Raw genomic sequence first — 25,401 nt, 5'->3', positions numbered from 1 at the left:
TTGATTACTTTTAAATCAATTATATGTGATAATTGTTAATTTTTAATTAAGTGTAACATTAAAATTAATATAATACTTATCCATAAAAAGTTCATTTTGGAGAATAAATTCCCCATTACAATATCCTTACTAACCATAGTTTTCATAGTAAATATAACTATTACTTTTAATATTTTACAAAATTTAGTTTTTATATAATCCTTAAATAATTTGTTCTACAAATTATTTTAAAATCTATTAAAAAAACTGAGCTTTCAGTTTTATCCTTCATTGTTAATTGTTCATCGTTAATTGTTAATTTTTGTACAACACTTTAAATTTCTCTTTCTCAACTAAATTAAGATTAGTTTGCAGTATATATTAAAATTGGATTTCCAAATTTTAAAATGATTTTCTACTATATTTTAAATTTAGTTTAAAAATATTTTTCTTACGTTTTTAAAATTTTCTTTAAATTGCAAAGTATGATTTTAAAATTCTTGATTTTATCATTAAATTAATATATCATTAAATTAATAATTTTAAATATTTATTAATCGTAATGTGCTTATTTAATGGAATAAGTATAAATTTATCTTTACGTTTGGAGGAGATTGTTTTGAAACAAGGAAGACTTAATAACGTTTTAGAAGGCATGAAAGAAAGAGGAATTCCTCAATTATTAATTTCTGATCCTGCTGCTATATTTTACTTAACTGGAAGATGGATTCATCCTGGTGAAAGATTATTAGCATTATACATAAATATAAATGGAAATAACAAATTATTTATTAACGAATTATTCCCAGTACACGAAGATTTAGGTGTTGAAAAAGTTTGGTTTACTGATAATGATGACGGTGTTTCTATAATATGTGATAACATCGAAAAAGATAAAACTATTGGTGTTGACAAAAACTGGCCAGCTAGATTCTTACTAAGACTTATGGAATTAAAAGGTGACACTAACGTTGTTAATGGTTCTATAATAGTAGATAGATGTAGAATGTTTAAAGATGAAGCTGAAAAAGATTTTATGAGAACTTCATCTCATCTTAATGACCTTGCAATGGAACAAATCCAAAAATTTGTTAAAGAAGGTTTATCTGAAAAGCAAATGGCTCAAAAGCTATCTGAAATATATGAATCTCTTGGTTGTGAAGGATTTTCATTTGAACCTATAATAGCTTATGGTGCAAATGGAGCTGACCCACATCATGGTAATGATGGCTCAATGGTTAAAGAAGGAGACTCTGTAATCATTGATATGGGTTGTGTTAAAGATTCATACTGCTCTGATATGACAAGAACAGTATTCTATAAATCTGTTCCTGAACATTCTAAAGAAGTTTTTGAAACAGTTCTTGAAGCTAACAAAAGAGCTATATCTATAGTAAAACCAGGTGTTAGATTCTGTGATATAGATAAAGCTGCTAGAGATTATATTGAATCTAAAGGCTACGGAAAATACTTCACTCACAGAACTGGACACTCAATAGGACTTGAAGTTCATGATCTTGGAGACGTATCAGCTGTAAATACTGAAGAAGTTAAACCTGGAATGATATTCTCAATAGAACCTGGTATATACATACCTGGAGAAGTTGGTGTAAGAATAGAAGACTTAGTTTTAGTTACTGAAGATGGCTGTGAAGTGTTAAACAAATATAATAAAGAATTAGTTGTTATAGAATAGCATTTTAAGAGTATAGATTTAAAAATCTATACTCTTTTTTTATTTATGCTTCTTTTCTATTTAATATACTTTTATTTTTAAGTGATGCTTCATATAAAATTATTGTTGTTGCCACTCCAACATTTAATGAATCACATTCTCCAAGCATAGGTATTGATACACCAGTATATTTTGTATCATACCACTCTCTAGATATTCCATATTTTTCACTTCCCATAACAATAGCAACTCTATTATCATATTTAAGTTCATAATATTCCTTTTCTGCTCTTGTGTCTGTTAAAACAACTTGAAATTTATTTTTATCAATCCATTTTTTTGTTTCTTCAAATGTACTATCAATAATTTTCATGCTTAAACATGATCCCATACTACTTCTTATAAGTTTTGGATGATTCATCCTAGTTTTTCTATTATTAATTATTATAGCATCTATATTAGTTGCATCTGCTGAACGAATAATTGTTCCTACATTGCCTGGAATTTCAAGACCATCTAATACAATTACAAGATTATTTCTTTTTAAATTTATATCATCAAATGTCTTATTAGGCATATAACATACTGCTAACAATCCCTGTGGGTTTCCTTTTTCGCTAATGGATAAAAATACTTTTTTTGATACAACAAAAACTTCCTCTGCTATATTAATACATTTGTGTAATATTTCTTGTGCTTCTATTGTATGAATATCTTCTATACAAAAAATAAAATATTTTATTTTAATATTATTTTTTAGTATTAAATCTAAACCCCATATTCCTTCTAAAACAGCTAACTTTTCTGGATTAGGCTTTGTATTATTATTTAAATTATTAATTTTCTTTATTACTCCATGTTGCTTTCCTGCAAATATAACTTTGCTTTTATATCTATCTAAAACTATTTTTTCTTTTTCTTCTAATGTGTATTTATTTAAATCTTCAAACTTATATTCCATTTTATGCTCCTTTTAGCTAATTAATCTGAACTTTATTATACAAATTTATGTCTAAATTTTCTGTCATTTAGTGGCGATTAATATTGATTTTTTACGATAAAATCCTACATTATAGATATTTTTTTCTTTATATTATATTTGATTTTAAGCTTAATCATATTTATTTAAAAATGTGATTTAATATTTATATATTTCATCACTAATCATCAATATTTAAAATATCTATTTATTAAAACTACAATGTGAATAACTTAAAAGTTTAACCTTAAATTTATATATTTTATTACTTTTAAAAGTTCTAATATGATATTATTTTATTGTAGAAACTATAGATTTCTATAAATTATTTTTTGGAGGAAAATAAATGAATATAGCTTTATATACTGGTTTAGTAGAACATGTTATTGCAATAAATTGTAATACTGTTCTTTGCTTTAAAGAATTATTATGTATACTAGAAAAAAAAGGATATTTAAATAAAAATAAAAGTTCTAATGATTATCTTGATGAATTTTCTAGCTATGGCGAGAACACTTGTATTACCATTAATTTATATGATGCTATAGAAATAAACTCAATTAACTATTATAAAAACAATAGTTATCATATAGTTTCCTGGAATGAATTTCTCGATGAATCTAATGAATTGTTATTAGATTTTAATGAAATTTTAAAATTTCCAATTGGTTCAAAATTTCATGTATATGACAATTCTTGTGATGAAAAATTTAATTTGCTAGATTTTGATGTTTATTGGGATAAAGATAATGCTAATTCAAATCATAAAATATTGAAATGTAACGATAATGAAGTTCCCCTTGGAACTTATATTGTACAGTGCAAATTTTCACAAGTTCCTTGTTTTATTAATGATATATTCAATTTTAATGTCGGAAGTATATTTAAAAAATCTAATTCATTAGATATTTTTGAACTTCAAGAAAGAGATGGAATTAAAATTCTTACTTTAGATGGTGAATATATAAATTTAGATGAAAATATATTTAAATCTACTTTCAAATATATTGAAATTTAATTTAATGAATAAAAATAAAGATAGTTACAAGACTATCTTTATTTTATGTTTTATTCTGCTATTTTAAATTTTATTTGAACTTTAAACATATCTCCATCAATTTTTACATTAAACTTTCCATTTTGAATTTCAACTAAGCTCTTAGCTATTGCAATACCTAATCCTGAACCTTCTGTACTTCTAGCCTCATCCCCTCTTTTAAATCTCTCCATTATTTCTTCTGATTTAAAATTTAATTCATATTTAGATATGTTTTTCACAGTAATAATTGCTATGTTATTTTCTACTATTAAATCTATAAAAACTCTAGTATTTTCTAGCGAATATTTAATTGCATTTCCTATTATATTTTCAAAAACTCTCCAAAGTTTTTTGCCATCAGCTATAATATATGTTTTTTCTTTTGGGAAAATTGTTTTAAAGTTTAATTTTGATTTTTTTATCTTTTCATCTAATTCTGCTAAACTTTGATTTAACAACTCACTAACTTCTACTTTTTCTAAACTTAATTCTACATTTCCACTATTAGCTTTTGATATTTCAAATAAATCTTGTATTAGAACTTTTAATCTTTGAGATTTTTTATCTAAAATTAATATATAATCTTGTACATATTCAGGTGTTAACTTTTCTTTTTTTAATATATCTACATAATTAATAATAGATGTTAATGGTGTTTTTAAATCATGTGATACATTAGTTATAAGTTCAGCTTTCATTCTTTCACTTTTCACTTCATTTTCTATAGCTTTTTTTAATCCTTCACCAATATTATTAATATTTGATGCTAACTCTAAAAACTCATTAAACTCCGCCAAATCAAATTTATAATTTAAATTTCCATTAGCAATTTCCTTAGTACCTACTGTTATTTTCTTTATACTTAATGCCTGTTTTGTAAAATATACATAAATATAAGCTTCGCATATAAATCCTATTAATCCTAGAAATAAAATGGATAATATATTGCCATTATGCATGGATAGTATACTTATAATGCCTGCAATACATTCTATAATTAATATTATTATAAATATTAAATTTATTTTTTTACCAAATGAAAATTTTTCAGAAACAGTTCTAAAGTATATTATTAAATCCCATGTATAACTTGCTTTTAAAAAATCTACTTTATTTTCTAAATTTCTAAAATGATAAATCATGCTAGATATAATTAATAATATTATTGCTATACTAAAAATACTTACAATAATCAAACCAAAATTAGCTATAATCCCTAAACAAAATAAAATTAAAATGCATCTAATTTCTAATTTTATTTTATTTATCTTATAAAACATTTCCTTTAAATTATCCTTGCATAAAAGTTTATCTTCTTCAATTTTCTCTTTCTTCATTATTGTACATAATATTATTAGAGAAATTACAAAAACGAAAATAATTATTTGATTATTTCTAGTATTGATTTTATAATTATTATACATTTCATATATTTGATCATTTTCCTCTATAGGGTTAATTACAACTAATTCTAAATTGTAATTTTGAAAATCATTTGAATTTATATTTAGCTTATTTCCTTCTTCATCAACTCCAACTAAATTATTTCCATAATTTTTAACATATAATAAACCACTATTTTCATATGCTGTTCTGAATGCTTCTAGGTCTTTATAGTCAGTATTACTAAATTTACTTTTTGTTGTCTTTTCTTCTATAATAAACTTTATATTTTCTAAATTTTTCAATCCTACTCTTACATCTTTTAATTTAATTTTTCTGTTTGCTATTAAGTCTCCCACTATTCTTTCTTCATTTTCTGGATACTTAGTTTTTAATTTTTCAACTTCGCTATCTATTTTTTCCCAATATTGTTTCTTTGATTCTGTGTCATTTTCAAGTGTAGCATCCATTATTTTGTTTTTATACTCTGTTTCAACTTTTTTCTTTTCATCATTGAGTTTACTTTTGTTATAATTCATTTTATTTTCTATTTCCAAATTAGATGGAATATAATTATATACCATACTTTCAGCGGAATTTATTATATCTTCTAATTTGGCATTAAAAACATTAGATTTTATAAAATTTCTTTCACTTAGTTCCCTATTTTTTAGAATTCTTACGGTTTTTACACCAGTAACTATAGATGTTGATATAACTATAAATAATACAAATGTTCTAAAAAATTTATTATTAATTATATCTTTCAATTTTATATCCAATTCCCCACACCACCTTTAAATATTTTGGTTCTTTAGGATTTATTTCTATTTTTTCTCTAATTCTTCTTATATGAACTGCCACAGTATTTTCAGCATTAAAACTTGGTTCATTCCAAACTTTTTCATATATACTGTCTATAGAGAAAACTGTACCTTGATTTTCCATTAGTAGTTTCAATATTTTAAATTCAATTGGTGTAATTTTTATATTTTCTCCATCAACAGTTACTTCTTTTGTTCTTGTATTTAATGTAAGTCCATCACTTCTAATTTCTTCACAATTATTCTCACTTTTATAATTTCCTAAAATAGTGTATCTTCTAAGCTGTGACTTAACTCTTGCTATTAATTCTAAAGGATTAAATGGCTTTGTAATGTAATCATCTGCACCCATGTTTAATCCTAAAACTTTATCTGTATCTTCTGATTTTGCTGAAATTAATATTATAGGTATATTTTTTTCTTCTCTTATTTTCATAGTTGCTCTAAGACCATCCATATTAGGCATCATAATGTCCATAAGTATTAACTGTATTTGGCTTTCCATCAAAGTTTCCATTGCTGATAATCCATCATAAGCTTTCACCACATTTATACCTTCATTTTTCAAATAAATTTCTATAGAATCAACTATTTCCCTATCATCATCTACAACTAACACATTATAATTTTCCATTAATATCCCCCTTATTTACCATTCATAACTAATTAACAATGATTTGTAATTCACTATTAATTCTTTATCCTTAATTTTTATATCATATTTTTTTCATTTTCAATTGAAATACGAACAAGTAAATGCATAACATTAAGGATAAAACAAGCTTGAAGTTATTCTTAATATGATTTAAGAATAACTAAACTACTTTAAATTCAAGCTTGCTTTCCATAAGTGTATCTCTGTTTAGGTTAGTTATATTTATATAATACCTTCCATATCTTACAAACTACTTATTATATTTCTTAAGAATTTCTTACAATTATTTCTTATATATGATTTTATAATGTTTATGTTTAAATGAAAAGTTTTCACAAATTTAATTGTCTATTTTTTTCTTGTATGAATATATTATTTAATAAGCAAAATTTAATTTAGTACATCGATACATTAGTGTATTAAATCATATTGATATGATTTTTTCAATAAATTTTATATTTTAGGTAGGTGTTTTTATTGAAAATTGGTGGACGATCAGGTCATAATCCTCTAGCTCCAGGAGCTTCTGGTATCATTGATGAAACTTTAGAGGATAGAAAAATTTTTTTATCTTCTAAATCATATCTAGAAAAGTACAATTCTTTTGTAGATTGCTATCCTGGAAATATGAATAATGCAAATACAGAATTGATGTATGGAATAAATAAAGCTAATTCAAACTCTGTAGATTTATTCTATTCCGTTCATCTAAACAAAGCTTATGATATATACAATGGTGCGATAGGTGCTGAAGTATGGGTTCATCCTAATGCTAGCAGTTCAACTATCTCTATTGCTAATAGAATTTTAAATAATTTAAAGAATTTAGGCTTTTTAAATCGTGGAGTTAAAACTTCTTCTGAACTTGCTGAACTTAACTCAACAAATATGGAAGCTATGATAATTGAATGTTTTTTCTGTGAAGCAACAACAGATGTATCCATTTATAAAAAATATGGTGCTGAGGAGTTGGGATTTGCAATTGCCAATGGAATTGACCCTAAAGTTATCAAAAACACTAACTCTAATGAGGTGAATAAAGTGAAATACTTAGTAATATATAATAATGATGTTGATAAACGTGCTGCTGAATATCTTGCTGACTATTTAAAATGTGCAACAATAAATGAAACTAACTATGATTCTAACACATTAAAAGCTGAAACTATAATTACTGTAGGTGGAGGAGTGAAAACTAAAGGCACTTTAGCGCTTTATGGCAGCGATAGATATGAAACATTAAAAGCTGTATTAAAATATATGAATAAATTATAATATTAAAGATGTCTATAAAACTTATAGGCATCTTTTTATTATGTAACATAAATTAAAATTTCAATTAATTGAAATTTTTATATTTTAACTTTTAGTTAATAAAATTAATTATTATATAATTAAAATTATATACATATTTACAACTATACTAAAACTCACTATTATATATACACTTTTTTAAAGAAATCAAATAAATAAATATATTTAAATAACATATTTATTTCCATTTAATTACTTATATTTAATTTTTATCAATTAAATTATTAGAAAACTTTCACTATATTAAATAATATTAAAAATATAAATTAAATATAATTTTATATTTTTGTTAATAATTTGTTAACTTTTTATTGCTATATTTATTTTTTTTTGTTAATATAAGTTTTGTACTAATATTTACATAAATAATTAAATATGAATTTGAATATTTAGTTATAATAATATTTACATATTTTATAATTTTCTTGAAATAATGAATTTTTAATTTTTGGAGGTATTACTAATGAATAATTTTGAACAAAGTTTAAAAAAATATGCAGACCTTGCAGTTGGTGTTGGTATCAATATACAAAAAAATCAAACACTAGTTGTTAACTCACCTATCGAATGTGCAGAGTTTGCTAGAGCAATATCTGAAGCAGCTTATAAAAGAGGTGCTAAAAACGTTATCATGAGATGGAATGATGAAAAATCTGCATTAATAAAATATTTAAATGCACCAGAAGAAGCATTTAATGAATTTTCTAAATTTGAAGCTGATGAACTTGCTGATTTAGCTAAAAATGATGCAGCTTTCTTAACTATATATGCACAAGATCCAGAAATATTAAAACCTGTAGATCCAACTAGAATAGCTACTGCTAATAAAGTACGTTCTATAGCTTTAAAAGAATTTAGAGAATATACAATGAGCAGTACAGTTTCTTGGAACATAGTATCTGTTCCAACAGAAGCTTGGGCTAAAAAAGTATTCCCTAACACTTCTTCACAAGAAGCAATGGATAAATTATGGGATGCAATCTTCAAAATAGTTAGAGTTGACAAAGAAGATCCAGTTGAAGCTTGGAATGAGCACTTAGAAACAATCAAAAAAAGTAAATCATTCTTAAATGAAAAGAAATTCAAAAAATTACACTACAAATCAGCAATAACTGACTTAGTTATTGAATTACCTGAAAAACACCTATGGGCAGGTGGTGGAGAATTCAACGGAAAGAAAAATTTCTTCGTTGCTAACATGCCAACTGAAGAAGTTTACACTTTACCATTAAAAACAGGTGTTAACGGAAAAGTTTCAAGCACAAAACCACTTAACTATGGCGGAAATTTAATTGATAACTTTACTTTAACATTTAAAGATGGAAAAGTTGTTGATTTCACAGCTGAACAAGGATATGATACTTTAAAAGAATTATTAGATACTGATGAAGGAGCTAGATACTTAGGAGAAGTTGCTTTAGTACCATACGATTCTCCAATCTCTAACTCAAACATAGTATTCTTTAATACATTATTTGACGAAAATGCATCTTGTCACTTAGCATTTGGAAATGCTTATCCAACATGTTTAGTAGATGGAAGCGAAATGTCTCAAGAAGAATTCATAAATGCTGGTGCTAATACATCATTAACTCACGTTGACTTTATGATAGGATCAAGCGATTTAGATATCATTGGAATAACTGAAAATGATGAAGAATTCTATGTATTCAAAAACGGAAACTGGGCTTTTTAATTTTAAATTCATAAAAAGATAAAAGAGGAATTTTTCCTCTTTTATTTTTTTATGAATTTTTTCTATATAAAATAATATTAATAATATATAACAATTTAATAGAGGTTATTAAATAATGAAGTATGAAAGTTCTAATTGGTATCCACTTGATAATGCTGGAAAATTATATCCTTCTATAATGTCTTGGAGAGTTACAACTGTTTTTAGATTTTCAGTTACTTTAAAAAAGTTAGTAGATAAAGATGCTCTACAATCTGCATTAAATATTATTATAAATAGATTTCCATATTTCCAAGTGAATTTACGTCCTGGTTTCTTTTGGTACTATTTTGATCAAACCAATAAAAAACCACTTGTTGAAAAGGAAGAATACTATCCTTGTACTGGAATGGAATTAAAGAGAAATGACACCTTTCCATTTAGAGTATTTTATTTTAACTGTAAAATTTCTGTTGAATTTACTCATGCAATAACTGATGGTACTGGGGCCTTAGTTTTTTTTAAATGTTTATTAAATGAATATTTTAATAAGCTAGGAGTAAAAACATCACCTATAAATGAAGTTTTTTTTAAATATGATTCTATACCTAGTAATGCTGAATTCGAGGATTCTTTTAAAAAGCACTTCAATACTAATATACCTAGTCCAACCCTTATGCCTTTAGCCTTTCATTTTCCTATGGATTTGGACACTAAAGGTGTTTATCATATAGTAACAGGTATTTTACCTCTAACAGAAGTTTTAAAACTATCTAAAAGCTACTCTGCAACTATTACAGAATTTTTGATTGCTATTTATTTTGAAACAATAATAGATTATATGAAATTATTAGAGGAGAATGACATTCCCTTTAGTATGAGACCCATAATTTTAAATGTTCCTGTAAATCTAAGAAAAATGTATAATTCAACTACATTAAGAAATTTTTTTATTTCTGTAACACCAATGTTAGATCCTCGCCTTGGTGATTATACTTTTGAAGAAATAATACAAATTGTTAAAAGTTATATGGAAATAAAAACACATAAACGATTCATAAATCAACATATAAGTAAAAATGTAAAAAGTGAATTATTTTTTATAAATAGAACTGTACCTTTAGTAATTAAAAATTTGCTTATGCCTTTAGCTTATAATACTTTTGCTGAAGGAATTTACACAAGTGGTCTATCTAATCTAGGAAAAATAACTCTACCTAAAGAAATTGAAGGCTTTATTGAAAAATTTGAAGCTTATCCTCCTCCAAGCCTTGGAAATAAAATAAAAGTCGTTGTATTAAGCTTTAAAGAAAATCTTTTTATAAGTTTTGGTAAAGTTACAACTGATTCTAATATAGAAAGAATCTTTTTTACAAAATTAAGAAAGCTTGGAATACCAATTAAAATCGAAACAAACTAAAATCTTAAAGGAGGTTTTAAAATGCCCTATTGTCCTAAATGTGGAGTTGAAATCAATTATGGTGTAAAAAAGTGCCCTTTATGTAAATTTTCACTTCCACCACTTGAACCAGATTACACAAGAAAAAGCTATGAGAATTTTCCTAATGCACAAAATATATATGATAAAAAAGTTAAGGAATTTAAAAAAATACTTTATTCTGTAATTAAAGCTATTTGCATATGCAGCGTTTTTATAACTATATTTTATAATTTCTACGTTTCGGGAAAACTTACTTGGTCTAAATATTCCAGTGTAAGTATAATAGCTGCAATGCTATATTTCTATTTAATGTTAGATTTGCAATGGGATTTTAAAAATTTTTTAATTGGAGGCGCCATTAATACATTTATTTTACTTTTACTATTTGATATTTTTGATGGAAATCTTTCCTGGTCAATTAGACTAGGTCTGCCTTTTATTGTAATGACTGTATGCTTGCTTTCAATTGTTTACGAGGTCATAAAATTCACTAAAAATAAATTTTTTAATGTAGCTGGTTATACTTTAATAGCTTTAGGTTTATATTGCATTGGTGTTAATGGATTTATCTCATTAAGTATTCAAGGCATATTTAAACTTACTTGGTCAATATTTGTTTCAATAATATTAATTCCTCTTGGATTACTACTTATATATATTCATCACAAACTACCTAACTCACTTAAATTGAAATTAAAGAAAAAATTTCATTTATAAATACTTCAAATTGCTGAATTAAATCTTATGAATCAATAAATACTAAAATAAGATTTATATTTAGCAATTTCTTTATTTTAATAAAATTTATTAAAATTTTATTAAATCAATATAGTAAATTCAATTTAATAAATATATAATTTAATTATATGTTTATAAGTAAATAAAGTTATTTTTACTAATTTATTTAATATACAAAATTACACTAAATCATGTATTTATATTGATTTTCTAGAAAGGTAATCTATGAAAGATAATTTTAAATCAAATTGGTATCCTTTAGATAATGCTGGCAAACTTTATCCATCTATAATGTCTTGGAGAGTTAGCACATTATTTAGAATTTCTGTTACTTTAACAGAAACTGTAGATAAAGATATTCTTCAAAATGCTTTATCAAAAATAATAAATCGCTTTCCATATTTTCAAGTTAATTTAAGGCCAGGACTATTTTGGTATTATTTTGACTACACTGAAAATATTCCTAAAGTGGAAGAGGAAATATACTATCCTTGTATGTGTTTAAAATTAAAAAAGAAAAATCAATTTCCTTTTAGAGTTTTATACTATAATAAAAAGATTTCAGTAGAATTTTCTCATAGCATTACTGATGGTACTGGCGGCATAATTTTTCTTCAAAGTTTACTTAAAGAGTACTTTAAAGAAAAAAATATTTTTTCTTCAGAGCCTAAAAATGATTTCTTTAATTATTCAGACTATCCTAAGGCTGAAGAATTTGAAGACTCATTTAAGAAACATTATAACAAAAATATACCAGTACCAAATAAATTACCAAAAGCCTTTCATTTTCCAGTTAATTTGGAGAACAAAGGTGTATATCATATAGTTACAGGCATAATTCCTGTACGTGATATTTTGTCCATTTCTAAAAAATTTAATGTTACACTTACTGAGTTTCTAATTGCTGTTTATTTTGAAACTATACTTGATTATATAGAAATATTAAAAATAGAAAATCCAAACTTAAAACTTAATCCTATAGTTTTAAATGTACCTGTAAATTTAAGAAATCTATATAATTCTAGTACACTTAGAAATTTCTTTACAACTGTAACACCTAACATTGATCCTAGGCTATCTAAATATTCTTTTGAAGAAATACTAGCTTATGTACATAATTATATGAATTATAAAGTTAATCGTCGTTTTATTGATCAATATATTTCTAAAAATATAAAAAGTGAACTATCTATTTTAAATAGAATTACTCCTCTTTTTATTAAAAATTTAGTATTGCCTTTTGCATATAGTAGATTAGCTGAAGGAAGTTATACCAGTGGATTATCTAATTTAGGTAAAATATCTGTACCTAAAGAACTAGAACCATATATTGAACGATTTGAAGCCTATCCACCACCTAGTGAAGGTAACAAAATAAAAATAGTAACTATTAGTTATAAAGATAATTTATATATAACTTTTGGTAAACTTACTACTGATAAAAATATAGAAAGAATATTTTTTAGCAAACTAAAAAAAATGGGACTTAATATAAAAATAGAAACTAACGATACTTTTTAAAATTTGGAGGTGATTCTTTTGCCTTATTGTCCTAAGTGCGGTGTTGAGGTAGATTATAATATTAATGAGTGTCCACTATGTGAATTTTCAATTCCCCAAGTGCCTTTAGAAGACAATTTAGAACCTGTTTCTAAATTTCCTAAAGCTATTAATACATATCCACATCATCATGAACAACTAAAGAAAACTATTTTTTTAATTTCTATGTCTATTGCAATTTGTATTATTGTAATAGCAATACTTCAAAATATTTATTTTTATAAAACTATAACTTGGTCTAAATACAGTACAGTATCATTATTTTGCGGTATAATATATCTTTACATAATACTTAAAGCTAATCTATCTTTAGATAATTTTATATGTGCATTTGGAGCTAATACATTTTTTCTATTGGTATTATTAGATGCATTAAATAGCACCTTAGATTGGTCTATAACACTTGGATTACCTTTTACCTTATTAGCTACTATTTTCATTATAGCTATTATAAAGATAATACGTAAAAGTGACATCCGTGGTTTCAATATAGCAGCATATATAATACTTTTTTCTAATTTATATTGTATATGGATAGATTCTTTAATTTGTTATAATTTTAAAAATGATATACGACTTACTTGGTCACTAATAGTTTCATTTATTTGTGTACCTTTGTTTATTTCATTACTATATATACATTATAAACTACCAGCTAAATACAAAGAAAAGTTTAAAAAGAAATTTCATATATAATTTTTAAAGCTTATTTTAGTTGTATATTTTGCCTCTAAAATAAGTTTTTTCAAAATGCTTTAAATAATTTTGATACAAAATTAATATTTAAAATATTCTCAATATTAATTTAATTCCTTTTTACATTATAATTCGTTATTTTTCTAGTTTTTTCTACATATTTTTACATTCTTTCACTTGGTAACTGTAAAATATATAATTCTTTTTTGCATTTCTTTAAATTCAGCTAGAATTTGTATGAAACAGGAGCATTCATTAGATATTTTACCGAGATTTGTTAAAGTTTATATTTATTTTATTATTCTATAGGAGTATAATAAGGTCGTAGGAAAAAATATCTATTTAATTTTAGGAGGATTTGAAAATGAAAAAAGTTCTTTCAATCGTATTAGCATCAGTTTTAACATTATCTTTAGTAGCTTGTGGAGGAAACAACACAAAAACTGAAAACAACGCAACTAAAGGAAACAACACTAAAACTGAAGAAAAAGCTAACAACAAAGCTGAAAATAAAAAAGAAGATAATAAAAAAGAAGATAACAAAAAAGAAGACGACAAAAAAGCTAACAACAAAGCTGATAACAAAAAAGCTGACAACAAAGCTGAAAATAAAAAAGAAAGCAAATAGTTTCTGTTTTATTTAAAGTGGTAAAGCTTTTAAATTAAAAAGAAAGGATTTTAATATTTTTAAATTCCTTTCTTTTTAATTTTAAAAATTTATTTCTTTAACTGTTTATCAATTAAAAAAATAGCTATAATATCACCTATAACTATAAATGCACACACTGTTATAAAAAATATTGAATTTTTATAACCTGCAAATAATATTCCAATCAAAAATATAATTATTTCAAAATTTAAACCTATCTTAAATTTTTTTAATTTTTTTTCATCCATAGTAATTTTATCCTTCTTTCTCACAGCAATCATCCCTTATAGAATTCCAAGTTTAATGTTTAAATAATACCTTTCATTCCTAATATTTAAAGTTGAAATACCTAAAAACTAAGTTTTAACTTGGATTCATATAATATCATATCAAAATTTCATAAAAAATAAATGCTCAAATCGAAATAAATTCAAGCATTTTATAATATAAAGTATTTTTAATATTAATTCATACGGTTTATCAATTCCATATATATATTAGAATATTTAACATCTTCTTCTATTGAATTAAGTTTTTTTAGATTTTTATATTGACCTATTTCATTCCCCATTTTATTAAAAATAAGTGTATTTAATAAATATAATTGTTTAAAATTTGGATATTTATTTAAATATTTTTTAGAAACACTTAATGCTTCATTAAATTTATTGCTAACATATAATGTGCTGACATACATTACTATTAAGTCAAATATTATCTTATCTGAATATCTGATCTTATTTAATGCCTTATTATAAAACTCTATTGCTTTATTAAAATTTCTTACTTCCCTATATTTATTTGCTAGATTATAATAAATATCTACTTCCCTATTAAATCTGCAATAACCATTAATACTACTAAAATTAGAAGGATTATTATATTTGTTAACCCTAAAATCAATTTCATCAATATTAATTGTATTTGAATTTATTATACTCAACTTTTTATCCCCTTTTACCCTATATTGATTACATCTTCATTTAACTTTTTATATTATAAAATGTATTATGTCTTCTATACTCTCATAATCTTTTATTTCATTATAATATTTTATTAAATAGAAAATTAAATCTGTATTTTTTTCTAACATGTTATTTGATATTAATTCTAATACCATATTTTTTAGATTTCCCATCTCTTCTATATTTTCTTCTTCCATATTTATATTAAATAAATTTAATATAGCTTCAAATACAATATGTTTATTTTTAACTTCAATTGCACACTTTAATGATTTTTTAAAATATTCTGCACATTCTTCTTTTGTATTTAGTAATTTTAGTGCCATAGCCATATCATAATATATTTTTTCTTCATTTTTTATTGTACCATTAATTTCTTTGCATATTTTTAAAGCTTTATTTAAATATTTCTGTAAATTTTTCCTATCTTTCAAACAACCATATATCTCCAAAATGTTAGATATATATAATAATTGAAGTTCAATATTATTAGAAGGAATTATCTTGCAAATTTCTTTTTCTATTAATAATGCTTCTAAAAATGACTTTTTATCTTTTAAGCACATTGCCTTTAAATTTAATATATTAATTTTTTCATATAAATTTTCATTTAAATATTTAGTATATCTTTCTTCTAATTGTTTTATTTTTTCAAGTTGATAGCTATAATTTTCTAAGTATTTGTAACAAATTATACTATTATAATGAAGTTCATATGATTCCTCTTCTTTAAGTTTTATTAAATTTATTTCGGCAAAATTTATAAATCTCAAAGCTTCATCAAATTTCTCTAATTCTATGCAGCATCTAATTAAATTAATCAATAAACTAAAAATCAAAATACCTTCATCACCAATAATATAATTTTCATATGCTTTAATATAATAATTATATGCTTTAGATTTATTATCACAACTTAAAAATTTATCTCCTATTTTTTTAAATATAACGCATTTCTTTTCTCTACAATTATATTTTTTTAAAAAATATTCTAGTTCATCAAATGAATACTCTATTGTGTCAATTTTATTAATAGGTGTGCTCTCAATAAATTCAATATAGTCATCACAAATTTTATTTACTTGAGAATGTACATCTTCAAGTAAATATTCTGGTGTTATAGAAAAATTTATATTTTTTTCACTACAAAATTTATTTATATTATTTGATAGTATTTGAGCAACATTTTCAGTCAAATTTGCTTTATTATTTTCAATAATACTTATAAGATTTCTTGTAATCTCTCCACCAGTTATATCTTGTTGTTTTATTTTAAATTTTCTTCTAATTACTTTAATCTTTTCCCCCGGACTCAGAATTTCTATATTCTGCATACAAACACCTCTCATTCTATAATTGATTATATTACAACTACTTCTCCTTAAAATTATAGTGAAAATTTAAATTTAAAATTCATCAATAATTTCTAATAAAACTTATACTTTTAACTTAACTATTAATTAATTATTTATTTTATTTATGTAATATATAAAAATATATTTTTTTACTTACATATCTATAAATGCTATAAAAAATAACAATTTAGTTATTATCAACTATATACCTATTATGTAATTATATAGTTATACTTCTAATTTAATGTATATTTTGAAAATAGTAAATAGACTTAGTTTATAATTTAAAATATAACCACAAATAGTACAAAAATTTAATTGTATGTTAATAATTAAATCATTTACTTTACTTTAAATCTTTTCTATTTAACTCTTTAAAATATTGCTAATTGGCAGTCATAATTAATATTATTTATATAATTTAATATATAATAATTTAATATTTTCCTATACTATACATTTATTATAATTTAAAATTATTTATTATATCTTTATTTTAACTACCTTTATTTATAAATATATGAAAATTATATTATTATTGATAATTATATCATATTTGACTTAATTTTCTAAATATTTTTATGAACTTATTTTATCCTCCATCGATCATCGTTAAATTTCCTACAATATTTAAATCTTTCTTTCTCAACTAAAGTATTCATAACTTAAAGTTTCAGTTGAGAATTTTAAAGAATAATTTTTTATTAAATTTGCAAAGCCAATTAGTTGAAAACAATATAAAAACGTAGTTTTTATATGTTTCTATTTTAAATATTATGAATGAAATGAATAACATTAACCATCACTTTTCGCTATTTCCTCTTACTTTTTACTTGGTTCCCAACATGATATCATAATAAACTGTAAACTAATAGTATCATTTGATAAAAATATTACTTTGAACTTGAAACTCTATATTCTTCTTGTTTATTATAAATGTATATAAATTAATTTAAATATATAATATAATTATTACTAAATTTAAATTTTAGGAGGTTCTATAATGACAATAAAAAGCATTTTATTTATACCTATTTTATTAGTTGCCCTAATTTTAAACATTTATGTTATCTGTGTAATTGTTAATTCTATAAGAAAATATAAAAAATGCAAAAACAAAAAATAATACTATAATTAATATTTTTAGTAGTTTGTTTTATTATCATTATATTTATTAATGATAGTCATAAAATTTCTATATTTTACACAACGTAAAAATCCACATATAATTTATTCATAAAGTGTTACGGGGAGGATTTTAATATGTATGATGTAATAATTATTGGTGCTGGTGTAATTGGTTCTTCAATTGCTAGAGAAGTATCTAAATATAATTTAAATACTTTAGTTCTTGAAAAAGGAGAAGACGTATCTGTTGAAGTTTCTAAAGCTAATAGTGGTATAGTCCATGCTGGATTTCATTTTGATGATACAAACTTAAAAGGAAAATTAAGTCTTAGAGGAAAAACCTTAATAAAAGATTTATCAAAAAAATTAGACTTTCCATTTAAAGAAAATGGTTCTTTAGTTTTAGCTTTTAATAATGATGATTTATTAGTTTTAGCTAAATTTAAAGAAAATGCAGATAAGCGTGGAATTGATACAAAACTCCTTACTAAAGAAGAAATTTTAAATATGGAACCTAACATAAATGCTAATGTAATTGCAGCTCTATATTGTAAATCTTCTGCTATTGTAAACCCTTATGAAATGACAATAGCACTTGCTGAAAACGCATGTGAAAATGGTGTTAACTTTAAATTTAATTCTAAAGTTATTAATATAGAAAAACATAATGACATTTTTAATGTCTTTACTGAAACTGATAAATTCGAAAGTAAAATCATAATAAATGCTGCTGGCATTTATGGAGACACTATAAATAATATTTTAAGTGAAAACAAATTGCATTCCATTGGAGTTAAAGGTGAATATTGCTTATTTGATAAAGTTGCTGGTGGTATTATAAATTCAACTTTATATCCAATTCCAACTAAAGAAAGTAAAGGTGTTTTGGTAACTCCTACTACTGATGGAAATCTATTAGTAGGACCTAATGCTGAGTCTACCGATGGCTTAAGTAATACCTATGTTTCTTCTAGTACATTAAGTAATATCTTAAACATAGGAAAGAATTATGTTAATAATTTGCAAACTAATAGAGTTATAACTACCTTTGCAGGGGTTAGACCTAAACTTCAAGAACACACTGATTTTATAATTGAAGAATGTTCTGATGTTAGAAACTTTATAAATGTTTTAGGCATTGATTCCCCTGGGTTAACTGCGGCACCTGCTATAGGTGAATATGTATGTAATATAATTCAATCTTTAATTTTCACTACAAAAAAAGAGAATTTTAAAGATACCAGAAAAGGAATTTTAAAGTTTTCTAGTTTATCTTTATCTGAAAAAAATAAATTAATAAAATCAAACCCACTATACGGCAAAATTATATGCCAATGTGAAATGATTACTGAAGGTGAAGTAGTTGATGCAATAAATAGACCATTAGGTGCAACAACATTAGATGCTGTAAAAAGACGTACTCGTGCTACTATGGGTGGGTGTCAAGGTACTGGTTGTATGTTACCAGTTTTAAATATACTATCTCGTGAACTAAATAAAGATATAACTAGTATTAACAAAAATAATACTAATTCATTTATAGTAACTAAATAGGAGTGTGAGTCATATGAAAGAATTTGATGTTGTTATAATTGGTTCTGGTGCTAGTGGATTAAATTTAGCCTTAAATCTAATGGAACTTGGAATTAAAAATCTTTTAATTGTTGAAAAAGATCCTATAATTGGTGGTCGTTTAAATACAGCAACTTACAACATAAGTAAAAATGCAAATATTATAGGTGTAGAGTATAAAGATGATTTATTAACTAAAATAAAACAAAATGCTATACAAGTTTTAACTAATACCCTTGTAACTAAAATAGACAAAAATACATTAACTGTTTCTAACTCTTTAGATGGAATTTTTAATATAATGTCTAAAGTAATTGTGCTTTGTAATGGCTCAAAAGAAAAAGGCATAAATACTTTAAATATAGATAACAATAGACCTTCTGGAATCTTTACAACAGTTGCTACTGAAAAAATCTTAAATTCTTTTCATGCCTTACCAGGTAAAAATATAAGTTTTTTAGGTTTTTCTGATACTGGAAAAGAAATTTTTAAAATTTTAAAAAGTAAAGGAGTCCATATTTCTTCTATAATATGTACTGATGATTTAGATACACTAAATGATATTCCTACTGAGTTAATTTATAAAAATTATAAATTAGTTAAAGTAAATGGAAACGGTAGATTAACATCTATTGAAATTACTAATAATTATGATAAAAAGGTATTATCTTGTGATACATTAATATTGTCAGAACCGGCAATTCCTGATTCATTACTTGCAATGCGTAGTAACATTCCGCTTGAAAATGGAGTTCCTATTTTAAATGAGAATTTTCAAACAAAGGTAAGTAATATATTTGTTATTGGAAATGCTGCTTATATACATAATTCTATAGAAGAAATTGAATTAAATTCTAAAAAAGTTTCCTATATAATATTTAATACTTTAAAATAATATTAAATATTTTTAACATACATCCTTCTAAGCCTATTAGTACCCCTAATAGGCTTAATTCTATTTCAAAAAATTTCTAACTTCTTTAGATATTTCACATAATTTTTTTTCATCTAAAATAATAAATTTATCTTGCTCCTTTTTTATATACCCTTTTTCTAAAAATTTATTTATTGTATTATATATACTTTTTCTACTCATATATAGTTGTTTTGATAACTCATACATACTTTTGCATTTAAATATACCATTCTCTGAATTTTCCAATATATAATGTGCTAATCTTTCTTCTATTTTAAAAAGATTCTTTATAAGTGATTTTTTATAAATTAAATATATTCTCTTGCTAGTTTTAAATAAAAATAGACTTAGAAATTTATCATTTTTCTTTAGCTTTTCTAATGTTTGTTTATTTATTTTAAGTAAAGAAACATCTGTAATTGCTATAATATCTCCCCTAAAATCTTGATCATACATATAGCTTATCTTACCTACAAATTCATTTTCTGAAAGAGTATCCACAAGTAGCCTTTTCCCATTCATAGTTAAACATTCCACCATTACGCTTCCATTAAGTATAAAAAATATCTCATCAAAATCATCTTCACTTTGCACTATATACGTTCCTTTTTTATATATAACATTTTCAATTTCATCTTTATACATCTCTATATGATCATATATACATGTGTCACTTATCTTCATAAATTCCTCCAAATCATAATGAAATAATTTACCATTATATAATAACATATAAATCTATAAAAGGCTCTTAACTAACACTTTAGTTAAAAGCCTTTGTAATTAAAATAACGTATTATCTGATATATAACATGCAATATTATTTTCTAAAAACATATCTTGAAATTTCTCTAACTCTTCATTTGTTACATCACCATATTCACTATAATCATAGTTTTCTCCAAGTTGATTCCATTTACTTTCACCCATTCTGTGAAATGGTAGTAAATTTATTTCCACTAAATTATTTTCCTTCATAAATTCAATAATTTCCTCTATATTTTTATCTGAATTATTAAATTTATCTATAACAGGTACTCTTAAAACCAATCTACCACTCCAATTAGATGAAACTAATTTTCTTATATTATTTTTTATAATCGTATTATCTACTCCAGTTTTTTCTTTATGTTTTTTAGTGTCCATGTGCTTTAAATCTATAAAAGCAAAATCTATATATTTCATAACATTCATAAATATTTCTTCTTTTGCATAAGCACTAGTTTCTATAGCTGTATGAAATCCTCTTTTTTTACATTCTTTTAATATTTCTATTAAAAATTCACTTTGCATCAATGGTTCTCCACCACTAAAAGTAACACCACCATTACTTCTCCAATTATTTGAATCTCTTTGTAATATCTTTAATAGTTCTTCAACTGAATACTCTTTATAACAAAGCTTTAATGCATCATAATAACAAGATTTCACACATGAAAAATCATTACATGTTTTACATAGTTCTAAATCTAATATAGGTTTATTAAGCTTATCAAACTTTATACCTTTCTTTTCACAACTATCTTTACATAAATTACAATCAGTTTTATACTTACAAGATAATTCACTAAACATTATGCTACTCTTATTCCAACTTTCAGGATTAGCACACCATCTACATTTAAGTGGACATCCATTCATAAAAACAGTTGTTCTGCATCCAGGTCCATCATGAACTGAAAAACTTTGTATATCAAAAATTTTAGCCTTATTTTTCATAATATCCACCTTTATTTAAACTTATGTCCTTCACATGTAATTGCTTTTAATTCTTTAAATGTCCAGTTTTCCTTTTTTAACCCTACACATTTGCCCATACCTTTTTCATCTTCATCTTTAAAATTTATACAATTCTTACACTTAGCCATCTCTTTAAAGCTACTACAAACTTCACTATCTATATTTATAAACTCTTTAGAAATCCTACAAATACCTTTTGAAGCATCTATAGCGCAAAAATTTAAGCAATCATTATGTTTTAAATTCATTTTTCTACACTCCTTTATACTCTGTTCTTGATATAACTTCATCTTGTATAGGTTTTCCAAGTTCACACCAATATTGAGTAAATCCTGCAACTCTAACCATTAAATCTCTATATCCATCTGGATTTTTTTGTGCATCTTTAAGCATTTGTGAATCTATTATATTGTATTGAATATGGAACCCACCTTTTCTTAAATAACTTCTTGTTAAATCTAACAACTTCTTACTTCCTTGCATTCCTCTAAGTGCTGTTGGATGTAACTTTAAATTCATTTGAGAATTTTGAGATGTAGTATGATCCCAAATTGTAGCTGATTCAAATAATGCATATACACCATTTTTATCTGTTCCTGGATATGCTGATACAGATCCATCAGAATATGTGGTTCCACTAAGTCTTCCATCTGGTGTTGCAAGTGTTGCAGCTCCTTGTGGACCATGTGTTGAAACTGATATTTGACATGGATATAGTTTTTTGCCATACAATGATTCCACACTTCTACATACTTTACTAAACCACTCTTCATATTCTAACAATATACTATCTGCATAAAAATCGTTATTACCATACTTAGGTGCTTTTAAACATTCACCATATATCTTGTCATATTTATGGCTATCATCAAATTTTACTTGATCTACTAAAGAATAACTGCCAACTTCTGAAGCATTTTTAAATCCGAAATTATTTACCATAGCATCTTTTAATTCTTCCAGTGTATGTTCTCCTTCATAAACAACTTTTTTAATTGCAGCTAATGAGTTAACCATTGTTATAGTTCCACAACTTTCTACATTAAAAGTTGCATTATATCTATAACCCATATTTCCAATGTGCTGTCCCTTTTCTAAACAATCTGGTTTTAAAAATGAATTTAAAACAGACATATTTTGTTTTCTCCAAATGTCATGCTCTATATTGTTGGTCTTATCTAAAATTTTAATAGTTTCTTTATAGTATTCTTTAAAAGTTTCAAAGAATTCTTCAAAAGTTTCTAATTTCTTATTATGTGGCTTATAAACTTGTGTGCCAGTTCTATAATCTTTACCATTTGTTATAACAAGTTCAATTATTTTAGGGTTTGCTATAAAATGTACACCTACGCTTGTTGGCTGACCTGCACCCCCTGGAATATAGTATGTCTTGTTATTTAAGTGAAGTGGTTTAAAACAACATGGAGATGTCTCTAAACATCCACCTATAGCAATTGCCCTTGCCTCCTCTATATTCATACCTTCTTCTGCAAACTGATTCATAAGAAATTCTATTGCATTTCTATTATTTATCCATGCAGGATATCCAGCTCCAGTTTTATTGCTTTCAACTGCTTTAAGTAAAAATTCTTCTGGTAACTTTTCATCATAAATTATTGTTAACGTTGGTTGAGGAGTTTTACAACTAATTCCAGCCTCTAATATAAGCATTTCTAATTCATTGGCTGCTGATTTACCATCTTTAGTAAGTCCACCCATACTTAAATTATTAAAAGTATTTCCTGATAAAACTCCTCCATTTACTCCAGCTGATGCAAAGCAATCTATACAAGTTATTTTTATTCTGTAAAGCTCCATAAGCTCTACTACTTCTTCTTTTGTAATTGTTCCATTATTTATATCTTGTTCATACCAAGGATATAGTACTTGTCCAAGTCTTCCTATAGACATTCCTGATATAGCATCTTCATTTACTGCTGCAATATGTATAGTGTAGCAAAGTTGAAGTGCTTCTCTAAATGTACTAGGTTTATTATATGCTATATGCTCTAATACATTTGCTATATTTTCATATTCTGCTTTTTCTTCTCCATTTTCTAATGTAGCTAAAAATTTAGCATGTTTTGCATAATTTAAAATCCAATTTTGTATTCCCTCTATTACATTTATTACAGCTTCATAAAAATAAAGTCTATCCATTCCTATTATGCCATCACCATCGGCATTACCTGCTACTTCTTTTATACATTCTTTTGCCATATTTATTAATTCATTTAATCCATACTCTAGTGGATAATAATAGTTTATAACTTCTCTACCTTGTGGAATTGTATATCCTGAATCAAACATACAAATTAAACTATCCATTATATTTTTTTTAGTTTCATATTCAGGTACTAATTTCTCATATCTAAGACTTACATCCTCTACTGATTTGTTTTCCCACTGACGAGCAACTCTTAAAAGTGCAGGTATTTCATCTTTTCTCATACCAAATTTTCCTGCTATAGATACAACTTCTCCAAAACTTTTAGTTACGTTTCCTCCACCTTGTCCAAATTGACTTAGTTCATCTGCACTATTAGTCTTACACGCTTCTTTTTCGATTTCATCTCCTTGTGCTATAAAGAAACTTTCACTTAACCATGGCATTGGAAAAGAACCTCTATAATTATAAGTTTTTTGCATAACTAGTTTTTCACCTGGAATTATATTCGGTGTCATATGTGTAAATGCTGACTTCAATGCTTTAGCTCTTCTAACTACCGTTATCTCTCCATCTAATTCATTCCAAGTCCTAGTATACCAATATGGAAATTCCATATCTGCTGTAGATAATGTATTGTAAAACACATTTCTTAAATCTTCTGCTCTCTTAGTTGGAGTTTTTCTCACTTCAATGCAATCATTGCTTGCTTTAGATTCAATCCCATTACTTTTAAGAATTTCTCTAATCTTATCTTCCTTATCCTTTAACATCTCAATCCCCCCAAATATTTATTCACTTTTAATATACTCTCTATAACTCTTAAATCGTTAGTGTAAATTACACTATAGGGTTCCAAGTTCAAATTTAAAATAATATCTTTATCAAGTGATATTATTAAGCTTACAGTTTATTTTTATATTTGGAACCAAGTAAGAGTTAAGAGTGAAA

21 protein-coding genes are annotated in these 25,401 nt (G+C 24.6%); 11 read left to right on the top strand and 10 right to left on the bottom strand.

The annotated features are described in order from the left end of the window. Positions 1–598: 598 nt before the first annotated feature. Positions 599–1,675: a M24 family metallopeptidase gene (locus AC07E4_RS02115; RefSeq protein WP_040327773.1), complete on the top strand. Its 1,077-nt coding sequence runs from the start codon at positions 599–601 to the stop codon at positions 1,673–1,675. A gap of 43 nt (positions 1,676–1,718) precedes the next feature. Here the strand turns inward: AC07E4_RS02115 and AC07E4_RS02110 are convergent, their stop codons facing one another. After that, positions 1,719–2,615 (bottom strand): TrmH family RNA methyltransferase, encoded by an 897-nt coding sequence (locus tag AC07E4_RS02110; protein ID WP_478215624.1) that lies wholly within the window; start codon positions 2,613–2,615, stop codon positions 1,719–1,721. A 364-nt stretch (positions 2,616–2,979) separates the two neighbouring features. Between AC07E4_RS02110 and AC07E4_RS02105 the strand changes: the two genes are divergently transcribed. Next, positions 2,980–3,651 (top strand): hypothetical protein, encoded by a 672-nt coding sequence (locus AC07E4_RS02105; RefSeq protein ID WP_040327777.1) that lies wholly within the window; start codon positions 2,980–2,982, stop codon positions 3,649–3,651. A 50-nt stretch (positions 3,652–3,701) separates the two neighbouring features. Here AC07E4_RS02105 and AC07E4_RS02100 read toward each other — a convergent pair whose 3' ends face one another. Next, the gene (locus tag AC07E4_RS02100; RefSeq protein WP_051540183.1) at positions 3,702–5,837 is read right to left on the bottom strand and encodes a sensor histidine kinase; all 2,136 of its coding nucleotides are present in this window, start codon (positions 5,835–5,837) and stop codon (positions 3,702–3,704) included. Further along, entirely contained in the window at positions 5,809–6,513 is a 705-nt protein-coding gene (locus AC07E4_RS02095) for a response regulator transcription factor (protein WP_478215623.1), read from the bottom strand. Before AC07E4_RS02095 ends, AC07E4_RS02100 begins: the two co-directional genes overlap by 29 nt. A 498-nt stretch (positions 6,514–7,011) precedes the next feature. Here AC07E4_RS02095 and AC07E4_RS02090 point away from each other — a divergent pair, with 498 nt between their 5' ends. The 7 genes from AC07E4_RS02090 (at position 7,012) to AC07E4_RS02060 (ending at position 14,586) form a co-directional block, all read left to right on the top strand. Continuing rightward, the gene (locus AC07E4_RS02090; protein WP_040327780.1) at positions 7,012–7,809 is read left to right on the top strand and encodes an N-acetylmuramoyl-L-alanine amidase; all 798 of its coding nucleotides are present in this window, start codon (positions 7,012–7,014) and stop codon (positions 7,807–7,809) included. A gap of 502 nt (positions 7,810–8,311) precedes the next feature. Next, positions 8,312–9,544, top strand: a complete 1,233-nt coding sequence (locus tag AC07E4_RS02085; RefSeq protein WP_040327782.1) for an aminopeptidase — start codon at positions 8,312–8,314, stop codon at positions 9,542–9,544. 115 nt (positions 9,545–9,659) lie between these two features. Continuing rightward, the gene (locus AC07E4_RS02080) at positions 9,660–10,943 is read left to right on the top strand and encodes a hypothetical protein (protein WP_040327783.1); all 1,284 of its coding nucleotides are present in this window, start codon (positions 9,660–9,662) and stop codon (positions 10,941–10,943) included. Between the two features lie 21 nt (positions 10,944–10,964). After that, entirely contained in the window at positions 10,965–11,681 is a 717-nt protein-coding gene (locus AC07E4_RS02075; protein ID WP_040327784.1) for a DUF6320 domain-containing protein, read from the top strand. Between the two features lie 246 nt (positions 11,682–11,927). Continuing rightward, positions 11,928–13,223: a hypothetical protein gene (locus AC07E4_RS02070; protein ID WP_040327785.1), complete on the top strand. Its 1,296-nt coding sequence runs from the start codon at positions 11,928–11,930 to the stop codon at positions 13,221–13,223. An 18-nt stretch (positions 13,224–13,241) separates the two neighbouring features. Beyond that, positions 13,242–13,958, top strand: a complete 717-nt coding sequence (locus AC07E4_RS02065; RefSeq protein ID WP_478215622.1) for a DUF6320 domain-containing protein — start codon at positions 13,242–13,244, stop codon at positions 13,956–13,958. A 364-nt stretch (positions 13,959–14,322) separates the two neighbouring features. Beyond that, positions 14,323–14,586, top strand: coding sequence for a hypothetical protein (locus AC07E4_RS02060; protein ID WP_051540185.1), 264 nt, complete (start codon positions 14,323–14,325; stop codon positions 14,584–14,586). Between the two features lie 89 nt (positions 14,587–14,675). Here the strand turns inward: AC07E4_RS02060 and AC07E4_RS02055 are convergent, their stop codons facing one another. The 3 genes from AC07E4_RS02055 to AC07E4_RS02045 all read right to left on the bottom strand — a co-directional run bounded on the left by AC07E4_RS02055 (position 14,676) and on the right by AC07E4_RS02045 (position 16,906). Continuing rightward, positions 14,676–14,879 (bottom strand): hypothetical protein, encoded by a 204-nt coding sequence (locus AC07E4_RS02055; protein ID WP_040327787.1) that lies wholly within the window; start codon positions 14,877–14,879, stop codon positions 14,676–14,678. A gap of 191 nt (positions 14,880–15,070) precedes the next feature. Next, positions 15,071–15,550 carry a tetratricopeptide repeat protein gene (locus AC07E4_RS02050; protein WP_430830341.1) on the bottom strand — a complete coding sequence of 160 codons (480 nt, stop codon included), beginning with the start codon at positions 15,548–15,550 and terminating at the stop codon, positions 15,071–15,073. A 48-nt stretch (positions 15,551–15,598) separates the two neighbouring features. Further along, positions 15,599–16,906 carry a hypothetical protein gene (locus AC07E4_RS02045; protein WP_040327790.1) on the bottom strand — a complete coding sequence of 436 codons (1,308 nt, stop codon included), beginning with the start codon at positions 16,904–16,906 and terminating at the stop codon, positions 15,599–15,601. Between the two features lie 1,284 nt (positions 16,907–18,190). On the opposite strand from AC07E4_RS02045, the gene AC07E4_RS02040 reads away from it, so the two are divergent. Continuing rightward, positions 18,191–19,609, top strand: coding sequence for an FAD-dependent oxidoreductase (locus AC07E4_RS02040; RefSeq protein ID WP_478215621.1), 1,419 nt, complete (start codon positions 18,191–18,193; stop codon positions 19,607–19,609). Between the two features lie 13 nt (positions 19,610–19,622). Further along, positions 19,623–20,522, top strand: coding sequence for an FAD-dependent oxidoreductase (locus AC07E4_RS02035; RefSeq protein WP_478215620.1), 900 nt, complete (start codon positions 19,623–19,625; stop codon positions 20,520–20,522). 60 nt (positions 20,523–20,582) lie between these two features. Here AC07E4_RS02035 and AC07E4_RS02030 read toward each other — a convergent pair whose 3' ends face one another. The 4 genes from AC07E4_RS02030 to hpdB form a co-directional block, all read right to left on the bottom strand. Then, positions 20,583–21,227: a Crp/Fnr family transcriptional regulator gene (locus AC07E4_RS02030; RefSeq protein WP_040327796.1), complete on the bottom strand. Its 645-nt coding sequence runs from the start codon at positions 21,225–21,227 to the stop codon at positions 20,583–20,585. A 99-nt stretch (positions 21,228–21,326) separates the two neighbouring features. Next, a complete protein-coding gene (gene hpdA, locus AC07E4_RS02025) occupies positions 21,327–22,262 on the bottom strand; it encodes a 4-hydroxyphenylacetate decarboxylase activase (protein WP_478215619.1) in 936 nt (311 codons plus the stop codon). Between the two features lie 11 nt (positions 22,263–22,273). Beyond that, entirely contained in the window at positions 22,274–22,531 is a 258-nt protein-coding gene (gene hpdC / locus AC07E4_RS02020) for a 4-hydroxyphenylacetate decarboxylase small subunit (protein WP_040327799.1), read from the bottom strand. 4 nt (positions 22,532–22,535) lie between these two features. Beyond that, on the bottom strand, positions 22,536–25,223 hold the full coding sequence (gene hpdB, locus AC07E4_RS02015) for a 4-hydroxyphenylacetate decarboxylase large subunit (protein WP_478215618.1): 2,688 nt from the start codon (positions 25,221–25,223) through the stop codon (positions 22,536–22,538). Positions 25,224–25,401: the final 178 nt, after the last annotated feature.

This window comes from Clostridium amazonense (assembly GCF_056431285.1).
Note: the sequence above shows the minus strand (reverse complement) of the source record. Positions and strands in the feature narration are given on the sequence as shown.